Below are 14,474 nucleotides of genomic sequence, written 5' to 3'. Positions count from 1 at the left end.
TCACATACATTACCAAGGGGGTATAATGACATATTTTCAAACATTTTCTATCGATAATGAAAAAGTACAAATAGAATTGACTCAAGCCCTACTTGCCAAAATTATTGCTAGCGGCTTGATTTCAGCAAATCAATTAAAATGTTTAAATAACTCAACCAAAAAAGCGTTATGGGAAACTATTTTACAAAGTAGTGAAGAACATCTACATAGTATGCTGCCATAGCGAGTTTTGTGCTACTCAATAAGCTTTGAAGAATTAGACGTTAACAGATATAACTGTTTAGCTTGGTCAACAAGGGCATTATTTAAAGCCTTTTTACCAGTAAACTGATATTGACGGCATAAATCGGCTATACTTCGCCGTTGTAAAACTTTTGCAATGAGTAATTCAATAGGTAACTTATCAGCGCGGTTCGCCTTTGTACTTATCACATTAGATAACCAAATACTTAATGAAAAAGCACAGGCATCATACAGTGACACTTTATTAACAAAATCTTCTACCACAATTAAATCATTAATAGATAGTTTAGGTAATATTTTAGGTTTTACTTGCTGGTAAATATACTGAACCAATTCAGGATTAAGCTCTTGAAACTGTTCAGATAAATAATAGTTAAAACGCTGATAAAACTGCTGATTAATACTCAATAGCTTAGAATCAGCCGTACTTGAGAGTGCTTTAAGTAAGATACAAGAATGCTCTCCACTGGCTTTATCCTTACTGAACCCAATACGCGCAAACTGGTAATCTGCTTTACCCCAGAAATTAACGAGACTTTTGTTAATACCAAATGATGTACCTATAAAATCATAATCGTTATTAAGCGCGTAGTCTTCTATGAGCGCTAATAAATCACTACCAATACCTTTTCCATGAAGTTCAGGTTGAACAGCAATTCGCATTATACGTAAATACTTATATTCAAACGCTGTTTTCACCCCACAATGCAGCAATAAAGACTGTGGTAAAAATTGATTCTTTAAACGCTTTTTTGATGCTAAAGCTAATTGAATATCTGTATGCGATGCATTACTTTCATTCAGTGCTAATGCCACAGCAAGCACTGTTGAATGGTTACTAGCGAAACTAACGAAGATCGTTAACTCCTGATTTGATAATAAGAGTTTTAAGTCGCTAGGCGATGTTTGATAATGTGCAGTGACCAACACATTAAAGACTTCTTGCAAGAGTGATTCATTCTCGACTAATTCTTTCTGGCTCACTTGCCTCATATACTCCTTTTTAGCAGGCAAGTAATTAGACAACAAATTCTTTTCATCATTGAGAAGGGCTAATTTAGGAGCAAGCAAAAAACTTGAAAAAATCAACTGCTCCAAAGGATCATTTTCACTCCAGCGGATCGGTTGATGGATATGAAGTTGGGCAAAGTTAGGCGTTTTATCTGCAAGAATTTTTTTAAAGTTAATCGCAAACCCACGACCCGCGCCTTCATACCCATGAACCGTTGATGAGAAAACAACTCTAGCATAACGCTCAAGTAAATTTGATAATAAATAGATAGGAATGGCAGCGGCTTCATCAATTAATAATAAGTGTGCATTGGGCTTATCTAACACCAAGATATCGACCGGAATAAATTCAACACTATGATTTTTATATGTAAAGTAATCACCAGAGCATTTACCTTTGTCACAAGTTTTATCTAATTGCGAAAAAAATACAGCCACAGCATCGCGATGTGGTGCCGTTATTAGCAGTTTAAGCTTAGTAGATTGCTGTTGACTCATAAATAGATTCGCCACAGCAATCGCTAATGCTGAAGATTTACCTCGACCTCGGTCAGCAGTTAACACTAACGGCCTTTTTCTGTGACCATTAGCCACTTTTTCTATAGCTTCGACTGCTAAAAGCTGATCGTGGGTGATACAATTATGGTGTTTAAAATTTCCTATTTCAGACAAGCTATTATCAGTGTAGGTGATATTAAAATCGGGGAGTTTTTTATTTTCTTGTCTCAATATTAAGACATTTTCATCATTAACAACTTTTTGCCAAAAACGCGAAATAAATAAGCTAGCTTTATCATTTATCATGTCAGGTGAACATAACCAAAACATGATACCTCCAGCTTTAATGGTCCCACTTAAAGCGGCAAATGCATCAGGGTGAAATTCATCATCGGCGAAAATCACCAAATCATTTTCAGTGCCTAAATGATGGCGATAATTCTTAATGATGAGGCTTGATTTGCCACAAAACTGTTCACCAAAAGCAATTATTCTTCTATGATTCACACTAGATGCATAAAAATCTTCATCATTTAGGTAGTCATCAACTAGCTTATTTGACCATGTTAAATCACCACATAACACCACCAAACGGCGTTGATTATATATCGCTAATTTTTGGCGAAGGTCTGATACCCACAAACGAAACATTTGAGTAGTCAAAATATACTTTCTTTAGTTAATTTACTTGAAGTTTAGCAAGCATTTGTCTAAACCTAAACTAGAGTGTCATAAAACAATAAGTTAGAGATGACTTAAGTTAAAGGATATTTCTTTGATTTCAATCAACATTTAACATTATAAGCCATGTCATTATTAAACCCTTCTAGCTACAAGGAGAATAAAATGAGTGACAACCACAGCCCAGAGCAAATAAAAAAGTATGAGAAGAATACATTTGTATTTCTTGCGGTGTTTTTAGCACCAATTCTTTCAATAATTATTGTCGGCGGTTTCGGGTTTATGATTTGGATCAGCCAAATGATTTTTGGCCCTCCTACTTCATAAGAATATATCATCTCATGAATAATAAGCTAGAAAACCCAAGTAGACGACGTCTTTTTAGAGGGAAAGTCACTCCCCCTACTCCTTCATTACGTTTACCTTGGATAAAAAATGAAGATCACTTCTTAAGCAATTGTACTCAATGTGGAGACTGCATCGAAGCTTGTGAAACCAATATAATCATTAAAGATGATGCTGGCTTTCCAGCTATCGACTTTTCAAATAATGAATGTACTTTCTGTGATAAGTGTCATGCAAGTTGTCAACAGCCTTTATTTGTTGATAAGCACGATATAAAAACTAACAATCCCCTTCCATGGCCAGCTCAGCTTGAAATTAATAACCAGTGTTTAGCCGAAAACAATATTTTTTGTCAGAGTTGTCAGGACGTATGCGAAACAAGCGCTATTGTGTTTGATTTTAAAAAAAGCAGCATTCCAACACCTACCATTAATTTAGCTGACTGTACCCAATGTGGTGCTTGTATTTCAACTTGCCCACAAGATGCTATATCACTCAACCTTACTAAATTAGAGATTACCCATGTCTGAAATTTACACACCCGCTAAAACATCAACTAAGGTAGAGCCAGCTGTTGAGTATCATGTGGCAAGCTATGTTGCACATGCTCAAATGCATTGCATAGAGAATGTTACCAATGACATATCGCTTATCGAAGGCGCTGAAATTCATGCAATTAGTAAGGAAGGTAAAATAGTTTTTACATTAGAAGCCTCAACACAGAAAAAAATTGGTTTTTTAATTGACCAACTAAAACATCATACCGGCCTGTTTAGTCTGTCTCCGGTATATCATCAATTTTTAACAGAAGATTTACTAACCGAAGGGAAAGGGTGAGTATATGACTATTAATCGCCGAGAATTTATTAAAGCTAATGCTGTTGCCGCTGCTGCTGCCGTTGCTGGCGTATCAATTCCAACTAACGCAACTAACTTAATTACTAGTAGTGATATAACAAAACTCAAATGGGACAAAGCGCCATGTCGATTTTGTGGGACAGGCTGCAGTGTTAATGTAGGTGTTATGGATGGCAAAGTAGTTGCTACCCATGGTGATATAAAATCGCCAGTAAATAAAGGGTTAAACTGTATTAAAGGCTATTTTCTTTCAAAAATAATGTACGGAAAAGACCGATTAACCACTCCTTTATTAAGAATGAAAAATGGGGTATTTGATAAAGACGGTGATTTTACTCCTATATCTTGGGATGCTGCTTTTGACATAATGGCAGAAAAAGCCAAAAAAACATTAAAAGACAAAGGTCCTACAGCTATTGGCATGTTTGGCTCAGGACAATGGACGGTATTTGAAGGTTATGCTGCATCAAAATTAATGAAAGCTGGATTTAGAACCAATAACATTGACCCTAATGCCCGTCATTGTATGGCATCAGCTGTTGGTGGCTTTATGCGCACTTTCGGCATTGATGAACCTATGGGCTGTTATGACGATATAGAAGCTACTGATGCTATGGTGCTTTGGGGTTCAAATATGGCAGAAATGCACCCTATTTTATGGACGCGTATTACTGATCGTCGTTTAAGCTCGCCACATGTAAAAGTGGCAGTTTTATCTACTTTTGCTCATCGCAGTTCTGATCTTGCTGATAATAGTATGATTTTCACCCCGCAAACCGACTTAGCCATACTAAACTTTATTGCAAATTACATTATTAAGACGGATCGAGTAAATAAAGACTTTGTTAATAAGCACACCAACTTTAGGCTAGGTGCTACTGATATTGGTTATGGTTTACGTCCAGAACATCCATTAGAGCAAAAGGCCAAAAACAATGGTAGTAACGCAGGAGATTCAACGCCCATTGAATTTGAAGAGTATGCGAAGTTTGTCAGTACCTATACTGCCGAATACACTTCTGAACTATCAGGCGTATCCGTCGATAAATTGAATGCATTAGCAGAACTTTATGCGGATCCCAAAATTAAAGTGTGTTCGTTTTGGACCATGGGTTTTAATCAACATACTCGAGGTGTATGGGCAAATAACCTCGTATATAATATTCATTTATTAACAGGAAAAATATCAACCCCTGGCAATAGCCCTTTCTCGCTAACAGGACAACCCTCTGCATGTGGTACAGCACGTGAAGTAGGCACTTTTTCTCATCGCTTACCTGCGGATATGGTCGTTAACAATAAAGCTCATCGTGATAAAGCAGAAAAATTATGGAAAGTTCCTCACGGTACTATTCCACCGAAACCAGGATACCATGCCGTTTTACAAAACCGTAAATTAAAAGACGGAGAATTAAACTTCTATTGGGTTCAATGTAATAACAATATGCAAGCGGGAGCCAATATTAATGAAGAAATGTATCCTGGATACCGCAACCCTAAAAACTTTATCGTTTGCTCTGATCCTTACCCAACAGTTACTGCACAAGCAGCTGATTTAATTTTACCTACCGCAATGTGGGTAGAAAAAGAAGGCGTTTATGGTAATGCAGAGCGGAGAACGCAAGCTTGGTATCAAATGGTTGATGCACCTAAAGGTGCAAAATCTGATTTATGGCAATTACTAGAATTTGCCAAACGTTTCAATATTGAAGAAGTTTGGCCAAAAGAGTTAATTGAACAAGATCCAAGCGTTAAAGGGAAAAACTTATTCGAAGTGCTTTTTAAAAATGGTCAAGTAAATAAATTCTCACTCGATGAAATACCAGAAGACCGACTTAACGATGAAGCTCGCCATTTTGGTTTTTATCTACAAAAAGGTTTATTTGAAGAATATGCAAGCTTTGGCCGAGGAAAAGCACACGATCTAGCAGACTATGATCGTTATCATCAAGAACGAGGTTTACGCTGGCCAGTAGTTAATGGTAAAGAAACGCTTCGTCGTTTTAAAGAAGGCTCTGATCCTTACGTAAAAGCGGGCAGTGATTTTGAGTTTTATGGCCATAAAAACGGACGTGCTGTTATTTTTGCATTACCCTATGAGCCTGCTGCTGAAAGCCCTGATGATGAATATGATCTATGGCTATCAACAGGCCGAGTACTTGAACATTGGCACTCAGGTTCAATGACCCAACGTGTACCTGAGCTTTATAAAGCCATTCCTGATGCGCTTGTGTATATGCACCCCGATGATGCTAAAAAAAGAGGTATGCGCAGAGGTGATTTAGTCAAACTTGTTTCTCGTCGAGGTGAAGTGCAAACTCGTATTGAAACTAGAGGACGAAACAAACCACCTATAGGTTTAGTTTATATGCCTTGGTTTGACGCCAGTCGATTAGTTAACAAAGTAACATTAGATGCAACAGACCCTTTATCAAAACAGACAGATTACAAAAAATGTGCTGTCAAAGTGGTTAAGGTTTAGGGGGTAATCATGAAAATCATCATTAATATCGCTAAAATATCTAAAATAGCTATACAAACACTTATAGTAGCGACTTTATTCGTAACTAACGTAATTGCAGAAAACCATAACATAGCAACTTTACGCGCTAGCACAAGTATCGACACCCAAGCGACACCATCACCTATTGCAAACGTAATTAATAAAGATATAAAGCAAGCACGAAATTACCCCATGCAACCTCCAGTAATCCCGCATAAAACGCGTAATTATGAGGTTAACCTAAACTCTAACAAATGTATGTCATGCCACAGTCGAAGTCGTACTGAAGAGTCACAAGCGCCGATGGTAAGTGTGACCCACTTTATGGACAGAGACGGTAATTTTTTAGCTGAAATATCACCTCGCCGCTATTTTTGTAATCAATGTCATGCAACACAAACCGATGCTAAATTATTAGTTGAAAATGATTTTGTTGATATGCATACATTGATGAAAGCTAAGCGTGCAGCTAAAGACTAGGAGATAGCAATGAAAAAGATTATCCAAATTGGCTGGCAGACGTTAAAAAAACCTAGTGCATATTTTAGTTTAGGTTTCTTAGTTATAGGTGGTTTCATCGCAGGAATTATCTTCTGGGGCGGTTTTAACACGGCGCTTGAAGCAACCAATACTGAGCAATTTTGTATCAGCTGTCACGAAATGGAAAATAACGTTTATGAAGAATTAAAAACCACTATACATTTTTCAAATCGTTCGGGCGTAAGGGCAACCTGCCCAGACTGTCATGTACCCCATAAATGGACTGATAAAATAGCCCGAAAAATGCAGGCATCGAAAGAGGTCTGGGGGAAAATTTTCGGTACGATTAACACTCGAGATAAGTTTTTAGCTCACCGGAAACGTTTAGCACAAAATGAATGGACACGATTAAAAGCCAATGACTCTTTAGAATGTAGAAACTGCCATAATTTTGATTATATGGATTTTACGGCACAAAGCCCTCGCGCATCTCAGCAACATTCAACCTCTCTGGCAAGTGGTGATAAAACCTGTATTGACTGCCATAAAGGTATTGCTCATCAATTGCCTGATATGAAAGGGGTTGAAGGCTGGGAATAAGTCTTTTAAAGCTAAATTTAACATTGTGATAAAATATCAAAAAAGTCAGTAAATTTACTGACTTTTTTATTGAATTTTTTTTTATTTAGACCTATGTTTCACATTAAGATAGTCAATAAATATCAAACAGATTGATATTGTTTGTAGGTTAATAAAATGACGTATGACTCAACTAATAATTTTAATGATGATTTAAACGACGATATAGATGATAACGTGGACAATGAGAATGAAACTATTGATCACGATAACTCAATCGAAGCTCGTAAAAAGCAAAGCCAATCCGCTCAAGTTCGAAAACGTATTGATGATCTATTAGAAAAGAAGCGTTTAAAAGAATTATTAGATGACACTGATGATTGGTGATATTAGTGATTACTATCATTCAAAAGAAAAAGATAAAATTAGTGCATATAATCATACAAGGTAATGATGATTACTGCTAAAATACCTATTACATAAATACAAAGAACACTTCTCTTATGACGTTGCTTGAAAAATTACGTTGTTTGTTTACTTTTGGCCAAGGCGTAGCACTACCATTACCAGAATTAACGTCCGACACTACCCCAACCGAACTTTTTCAACAATGGTTTGATGATGCCAACAAAGCTGGAATTTTATTACCTGAAGCTATGTCTGTTTCTAGCGTTGACAACAATGGACAACCCAGCTCAAGAATGGTGTTACTTAAAGAGTTCGACGAAGAAGGTTTTATTTTTTATACCAATTACGGCAGTCGAAAAAGCCAGAATTTAGAAGGCAATAATAAAGTTGCTCTATTATTTCATTGGAATGTACTGCAACGTCAAATTCGTATAGAAGGCACAGTAGAGAAAATTTCTGCTCAGCAGTCTGCTAACTATTTTCGTAGCAGAGATCGTGGTAGTCAAATTGGCGCATGGGCATCTCATCAAAGCCAGAAATTATCACAAGATAATGAACTACAACAACAATTTAATTATTATGAAAAGTTATTTAAGGGTAAAGACGTACCATTACCTGACTTTTGGGGTGGATGGCGCGTAAAACCTCATTATGTTGAGTTTTGGCAAGGTCGTGCGAGTCGACTTCATGATCGATTATGTTTTGAAAAACAACAATCCCAATGGAATCATTTTAAGCTAAATCCTTAACTTTATAGGGACCACTAGAATCAAACGAACAGCTTAAAAATACTTGTATAAACTTTTGATTTATTGCAGATAAAATGAACTGTCTGCTCATACCAGTTAGCAGTGACTTCTTCCATTATAACGTCTATGCTATAATTAATCATTAAGTAGTCATTTAATAAAGCGCTAAATATGCTAAAACATTTTTTCTTAGTGGGATTATTGACAGTAACTGTAGCATGTACAGCTGCCCAAAAACTCACTGTAGGTGTAGAACCTTTTCCCCCCGTATTTGATGAAAATGGACAAGGTATTGGTACTGAATTACTTAATTCTATAGCGAATATATCTGAACTCAATTTTCAAATTCAAGTAATGACGTATGCAAGAGCAAAGAAAGAGCTAGAAAATGAACGCTTGGATATTATTGGCTTAATCCCTAAAGGACTGGAAACAAAAGATTTTTATCAATATGGCTTAGAGCTTGATTGGTCATTTGATAATAATGTAGATATTTATAGTCCACACACAAAGTACTTATCGAGTGATTCCATTCCCCCTAAAAGCTTAGGAACGCTGGTAGGTAACGCCGCCTTTTTTTCAGAAGCATTGAATATTCCTTTAGATAAATTTCTTGAAGTAGCAAGCTTAGAACAATTGGTAAAAATGATGGATAAAGGACGACTTAAAGCAATTGTATTTGAAAGAATAGCGACCATGTCGAGTATTCAAAAGTATTTACAAAGCCCTATTTACTACCGATTTCTTGAGAGTATGCCAGCAACATTTGCTGTAGCCAACACTAAGCAAGGACAATTGCTAAAAGAAAAGTTAGATATACAAATCCTTAAAATGGCCACTAAAAATACTTTTAAACGCTATGGCAATTACAATACATTACCACCCCAAGGGAAAGTTCCATATAATCCAAAAGACACTATAGGCATCAATACACAATCAACAAAAGAAAGTACTAAACCTTAAGTTTAGCTTTCACAACACTCCAAAATCTGATGTTCCTAATGAAAAAGCCAGCAAATTATATGCTGGCTTTTTATTGATATTTTGACTTATTTATTTGAATGGTTAACTACCAACAAGCGCTAATAAAATACCCGCCGCTACCGCAGAGCCTAAAACACCTGCAACATTTGGCCCCATAGCATGCATTAATAAGAAATTATGAGGATTAGCTTCTAAGCCAACTTTATTCGCAACTCTAGCCGCCATTGGTACCGCTGAAACCCCCGCAGCACCAATGAGAGGGTTAATGGGAGCCTTAGTATACTTATTCATTAACTTTGCCATTAAAACACCTGACGCAGTACCAATAGAGAATGCAACAGCACCTAAAGCTAAAATCCCTAACGTTTCAACATTTAAGAATGCATCCGCACTAAGTTTTGAGCCAACACCTAAGCCAAGGAAAATAGTGACGATATTGATTAACTCATTTTGAGCTGTTGAGCTTAAACGATCGACTACACCGCACTCTCTCATTAAGTTACCAAGACAAAACATTCCCACTAGTGGTGTAGCTGCTGGCAGGAAAAATATTGTCATCAACAAAACAGCGAGCGGGAAAACAATTTTTTCAACTTTTGTAACAGGACGTAATTGTCCCATTACAATTTTACGCTCTTCTGGTGTCGTTAATGCTTTCATAATAGGCGGTTGAATAATAGGTACTAACGCCATATAAGAATAGGCAGCAACGGCTATGGCCCCTAATAATTCAGGCGCTAGTTTCGACGCTAAGAAAATAGCCGTTGGACCATCAGCACCACCAATTATTGCAATAGCAGACGCATCTTGCATGGTAAATTCAAAACCTGGAATGGCATTTAAAGCTATCGCGCCAAATAAGGTGGCAAAAATACCGAACTGAGCAGCAGCTCCTAAAAATAATACTTTAGGGTTAGCAATTAACGCACTGAAGTCGGTCATCGCACCAACACCCATAAAAATTAATAATGGGAAAACCCCAGTATCAATCCCAATATAGTAAATATAATGCAGTAGTCCACCTACTTCTGAAAAACCCGCTACGGGAATATTAGTTAAAATAGCACCAAAACCAATAGGTAAAAGTAATAGCGGTTCAAAATTCTTTGCGATAGCAAGAAATAGTAACAAACAGCCAACAAGCATCATTATCACTTGTCCTAACTCAAAATTAGCTAGACCAGTGGATAACCATAATGTATTTAACGACTCCATTTTCCCACCTATGCCAATGTAATTAATGGGTCACCAACAGCGACAGCGTCACCTTCTTTGGTGTTCAGTGATACAATTTCACCACCATTAACTGCGCGAATTTCAGTTTCCATTTTCATCGCTTCCATAATAATTACAACTTCGCCAGCTTCAACATGATCACCTTCACTAACGAGTACTTTAAATATATTTCCAGCTAAAGGTGCATTTAATGTTTCACCTGCACTGACTGATGCAGATTGCTTTAATACTTCTCCACTAACTGCAGGCTTAACACTATCAATAGAGCCACCAGGTGCTACGATAACATCATAAACTTTCCCATCAACACTCACGGCATAGTTTTCAGTTTTAGTCGCTTTAACTTCAGCTGATGCCTCTCTTTTTTCTGGTGACTTAGTGGGGACAGGCTCAAATGCATCAGGATTATTTCTGTTTTCTAAAAACTTCAATCCAATTTGTGGAAATAAGGCATATGTTAAAACATCATCAATAATATCATCCGCTAATTTAATGCCTTTTTCATCGGCAATTGCTGTTAACTCAGCGGATATTGTTTCTACTTCAGGTTTAAGTAGATCTGCAGGTCGACAAGTGATTGGCTCTGCTCCATCCAAAACGCGTGCTTGTAACTCAGCATCAACTTTATCGGCTGTGGCTCCATACTCTCCTTTAAGCACTCCTGCCGTTTCTTTGGTTATAGTTTTATAGCGCTCACCGGTTAATACATTGAGTACTGCTTGTGTACCAACTATTTGGGAAGTAGGAGTAACCAATGGGATATAACCAAGGTCTTTTCTTACTTTAGGTATTTCAGTTAACACTGCATCTAACTTATCCGCAGCGCCCTGCTCTTTAAGTTGGCTTTCCATATTCGTTAACATACCACCAGGAACTTGTGCCAAAAGAATACGTGCGTCCACCCCTTTTAAGCTACCTTCAAAGCGTGCGTATTTTTCTCTTACGTCTCTAAAATATGCGGCAACTTCTGCAAGCTTGACCATATCTAGGCCAGTATCACGTTCAGTACCTTCAACTATAGAAACTATGGTTTCTGTTGGTGAATGACCATAGGTTTGACTCATTGAAGAAATTGAAGTATCGATCACATCAATATCTGCATCTATTGCCTTCATATGTGTAGCCACACTTAAACCTGTTGTTGCATGACAATGTAACGCAATGGGTAATGTAACCGTTTCTTTTAATCGACTTATTAGCTCAGCCGCATAGTAAGGTTTTAACAAACCAGACATATCTTTGATACAGAGCGAGTGAGCCCCCATATCTTCAAGTTGTTTGGCCATAGTTAGCCAACCTTCTAGAGTGTGAACAGGGCTTTCAGTAAAACTTAATGTTCCTTGGGCATGAGCACCCACCTTAACAGCGGCTTTAATTGATGTTTGAAGATTTCGAACATCATTCATCGCATCAAAAATACGAAAGACATCCACTCCGTTTATATGAGCACGTTCAACAAATTTTTCCACAACATCATCAGCATAATGGCGGTAGCCTAAAATATTTTGTCCGCGAAACAACATTTGTTGCTTAGTATTTGGCATTGCCTTTTTTAAGGCACGAATACGTTCCCAAGGATCTTCTCCTAAATAACGAATACAGGAGTCAAACGTTGCACCTCCCCATGATTCAATTGACCAAAAACCAATTTCATCTAGTTTTGACGCAATAGGCAACATATCTTCTAAACGAAGTCTGGTGGCAAGTAACGATTGATGACCATCTCTTAAAACAACTTCAGTTATACCTAGTGGTTTTGACATGTTTTATACTCCTATTTCTTTTTAGAATGTTGCTGACGATACTGAGTAACAGCTGAACTAATTGCAGCAACGATACTGGGGGAAACACCGTCATGCGCTTCTTTTTTATTTATTGAATTATGTTGAGGTTTTCGCTGAACGACAGGATCAGGATATGTTTGAGCTAGTTTTACTAGTACTGTATTTATAAAAACCACTAGCAAACCTAAAAAAACAAAAACAAACACCATACCGGCAAGCATTAAAGTACCTGCTTCCGTAAAAAGTTGCATCAAGTTATCCATTTTCCCCTCATCATAAGATTTATTATAGAATTAGAATAATCACTCCAATAAGTAAAAAGCAACTTAAATATGTTGAATTCATAAAAATAAATTTAAGTCAATAGTACAAAGTATGTAAATTAACTATATATGCAGACTTTTTTGATATTTATTCACATTTGATATAACAAAAAACGCATTGTATACAATAGAAAACTCTTACCTACAAAGAGGTTGAGGTCAGTTATATTATTTTGTATACAAAATAATATAACACTTAACTCGATTCAAAAACCAAAACCGTAAGTTATCGATATTGGTAATATGAACTAAAATGGGTTATTCGCCGTCAATATAAATCTAGAAAATGAATTAATCATTATACCTAAATCATCAATCTAAATGAGTATAGCGTTTACTTCCAAATATAATAATTTTTATAAGAATATTTTCTAATATAATGAAGATAAGAATGCTTCTCATGATTAAATAGTTTTGAGGGGGCTTGATATGTTAAAGATGAAAAAAAACCAGCCATAAGGCTGGTTTTTCTATNTTGATATGTTAAAGATGAAAAAAAACCAGCCATAAGGCTGGTTTTTCTATGTGGCGGACGCGGCAGGAGTCGAACCTGCGACCGCCTGGTTCGTAGCCAGGTACTCTATCCAGCTGAGCTACGCGTCCGCAATAAATCATTATTTTATATCTTGATTATAAAGATAGTGAACTTTTCGTAGACCTTAATATATCTCTATACAGTAAACTTATATATTCACGTTCTATAATTTTTTAACAGCGTTAATAGTAGCTGTTCTTCTTTATTTTACCACCTGAAGAAAAGTGGCGGACGCGGCAGGAGTCGAACCTGCGACCGCCTGGTTCGTAGCCAGGTACTCTATCCAGCTGAGCTACGCGTCCGCAATAAACCATTATTTTATATCTTGATTATAAAGATAGCGAACCAATTCGTAGCCATCATTACCAAATATTCCTATCCAGCAAACTACATATTCGCAATAAACCATTATTTTATATCTTGATTATAAGATAGCGAATGAATTCACATTTCGGTATTTTATTTCCTGAAAAAGAATGGCGGTGAGGGAGAGATTCGAACTCTCGAACGGATTTAAAGCCGTTACTCCCTTAGCAGGGGAGCGCCTTCGGCCACTCGGCCACCTCACCAATGGATGCGAATACTAATGGATATAAAAAATATGTCAAACAATTTTTTACCTTTTAATACGCTTTATTAACTGTTTGATGAGAAATCGTGCAACTCGCTTGTTTTTCACACATCAAATTATAAATTAATCGATTAAAACATCTGTTAATTTAAATATTCTCGCAATAAAAAAGTCGACCTAAGTCGACTTTTTTATTTAAAATTTATTGCCTGTTGGCTCACTTTCACCTTTTTCAGATTGTATTCTCATGTAAATTTCTTCTCGATGGACAGAAACCTCTTTAGGTGCATTCACCCCAATACGAACCTGGTTACCCTTGACGCCTAATACCGTGACTGTGACTTCATCACCTATCATTAAGGTTTCGCCAACACGACGCGTTAATATTAACATTATTCATTTCCTTTTCTTTAAAACGGGATCCACTAAATCGTTAAGCTAGTATTAAATTTAGTTCAAACTTTGAAATTTCGCATAATAAAAGTGTAATTAATTATGAAAAAATAATTACTTAAGTAATTTTTGGTATAAAAGACATTTAAACACCACTTTAAATGACGATTATAATTAGCTTAATTCGGCTATTATATGACATTGATAAATATCAACAGTTTATATAATAGCAAGCTTCTGTATGCTAGGCACCCAATAATTCAGTGTTTTTTACACCGCCTTACAAATTAATT

15 protein-coding genes and 3 tRNA genes are annotated in these 14,474 nt (G+C 36.6%); 10 read left to right on the top strand and 8 right to left on the bottom strand.

Annotation, left to right across the window (positions count from 1 at the left end; genetic code table 11):
• Positions 1–25 precede the first annotated feature (25 nt).
• Positions 26–223 carry a hypothetical protein gene (locus IE155_RS07990; RefSeq protein WP_189377718.1) on the top strand — a complete coding sequence of 66 codons (198 nt, stop codon included), beginning with the start codon at positions 26–28 and terminating at the stop codon, positions 221–223.
• Positions 224–234: 11 nt separating this feature from the next.
• On the opposite strand, the gene IE155_RS07985 is transcribed toward IE155_RS07990, so the two are convergent.
• A complete protein-coding gene (locus IE155_RS07985) occupies positions 235–2,415 on the bottom strand; it encodes a tRNA(Met) cytidine acetyltransferase TmcA (protein ID WP_189377717.1) in 2,181 nt (726 codons plus the stop codon).
• Positions 2,416–2,598: 183 nt separating this feature from the next.
• Here IE155_RS07985 and napE point away from each other — a divergent pair, with 183 nt between their 5' ends.
• The 9 genes from napE to IE155_RS07940 all read left to right on the top strand — a co-directional run bounded on the left by napE (position 2,599) and on the right by IE155_RS07940 (position 9,318).
• On the top strand, positions 2,599–2,760 hold the full coding sequence (napE, locus tag IE155_RS07980; protein ID WP_189377716.1) for a periplasmic nitrate reductase, NapE protein: 162 nt from the start codon (positions 2,599–2,601) through the stop codon (positions 2,758–2,760).
• 14 nt (positions 2,761–2,774) lie between these two features.
• Entirely contained in the window at positions 2,775–3,308 is a 534-nt protein-coding gene (napF, locus tag IE155_RS07975) for a ferredoxin-type protein NapF (protein ID WP_189377715.1), read from the top strand.
• Positions 3,301–3,615: a chaperone NapD gene (locus tag IE155_RS07970; RefSeq protein WP_189377714.1), complete on the top strand. Its 315-nt coding sequence runs from the start codon at positions 3,301–3,303 to the stop codon at positions 3,613–3,615. The genes napF and IE155_RS07970 overlap by 8 nt, the downstream gene beginning before the upstream one ends.
• Positions 3,616–3,619: 4 nt before the next feature.
• Positions 3,620–6,118, top strand: coding sequence for a nitrate reductase catalytic subunit NapA (gene napA, locus IE155_RS07965; RefSeq protein WP_189377713.1), 2,499 nt, complete (start codon positions 3,620–3,622; stop codon positions 6,116–6,118).
• Between the two features lie 9 nt (positions 6,119–6,127).
• On the top strand, positions 6,128–6,619 hold the full coding sequence (locus tag IE155_RS07960; protein WP_189377712.1) for a nitrate reductase cytochrome c-type subunit: 492 nt from the start codon (positions 6,128–6,130) through the stop codon (positions 6,617–6,619).
• A gap of 9 nt (positions 6,620–6,628) precedes the next feature.
• Positions 6,629–7,219, top strand: coding sequence for a cytochrome c3 family protein (locus IE155_RS07955; protein ID WP_189377711.1), 591 nt, complete (start codon positions 6,629–6,631; stop codon positions 7,217–7,219).
• A gap of 156 nt (positions 7,220–7,375) precedes the next feature.
• Positions 7,376–7,585 (top strand): PA3496 family putative envelope integrity protein, encoded by a 210-nt coding sequence (locus tag IE155_RS07950; protein ID WP_189377710.1) that lies wholly within the window; start codon positions 7,376–7,378, stop codon positions 7,583–7,585.
• A gap of 116 nt (positions 7,586–7,701) precedes the next feature.
• Positions 7,702–8,355: a pyridoxamine 5'-phosphate oxidase gene (gene pdxH / locus IE155_RS07945; protein ID WP_189377709.1), complete on the top strand. Its 654-nt coding sequence runs from the start codon at positions 7,702–7,704 to the stop codon at positions 8,353–8,355.
• A gap of 171 nt (positions 8,356–8,526) precedes the next feature.
• The gene (locus IE155_RS07940; RefSeq protein ID WP_189377708.1) at positions 8,527–9,318 is read left to right on the top strand and encodes a transporter substrate-binding domain-containing protein; all 792 of its coding nucleotides are present in this window, start codon (positions 8,527–8,529) and stop codon (positions 9,316–9,318) included.
• 102 nt (positions 9,319–9,420) lie between these two features.
• On the opposite strand, the gene IE155_RS07935 is transcribed toward IE155_RS07940, so the two are convergent.
• From IE155_RS07935 to csrA, 7 genes are all read right to left on the bottom strand, one after another.
• Positions 9,421–10,554 (bottom strand): sodium ion-translocating decarboxylase subunit beta, encoded by a 1,134-nt coding sequence (locus IE155_RS07935; RefSeq protein ID WP_189377707.1) that lies wholly within the window; start codon positions 10,552–10,554, stop codon positions 9,421–9,423.
• A gap of 8 nt (positions 10,555–10,562) precedes the next feature.
• Positions 10,563–12,338, bottom strand: coding sequence for a sodium-extruding oxaloacetate decarboxylase subunit alpha (gene oadA / locus IE155_RS07930; protein ID WP_189377706.1), 1,776 nt, complete (start codon positions 12,336–12,338; stop codon positions 10,563–10,565).
• Positions 12,339–12,349: 11 nt separating this feature from the next.
• Entirely contained in the window at positions 12,350–12,610 is a 261-nt protein-coding gene (locus IE155_RS07925; protein ID WP_229817149.1) for an OadG family transporter subunit, read from the bottom strand.
• Between the two features lie 598 nt (positions 12,611–13,208).
• Positions 13,209–13,285, bottom strand: a tRNA-Arg gene (locus IE155_RS07920).
• 157 nt (positions 13,286–13,442) lie between these two features.
• Positions 13,443–13,519: transfer RNA gene (locus IE155_RS07915), tRNA-Arg, on the bottom strand.
• Between the two features lie 175 nt (positions 13,520–13,694).
• Positions 13,695–13,786: transfer RNA gene (locus IE155_RS07910), tRNA-Ser, on the bottom strand.
• A gap of 197 nt (positions 13,787–13,983) precedes the next feature.
• A complete protein-coding gene (gene csrA, locus IE155_RS07905; protein WP_184423771.1) occupies positions 13,984–14,181 on the bottom strand; it encodes a carbon storage regulator CsrA in 198 nt (65 codons plus the stop codon).
• Positions 14,182–14,474: the final 293 nt, after the last annotated feature.

The organism is Thalassotalea profundi, assembly GCF_014653195.1.
In the GTDB taxonomy this organism is placed as follows: domain Bacteria; phylum Pseudomonadota; class Gammaproteobacteria; order Enterobacterales; family Alteromonadaceae; genus Thalassotalea_B; species Thalassotalea_B profundi.
Note: the sequence above shows the minus strand (reverse complement) of the source record. Positions and strands in the feature narration are given on the sequence as shown.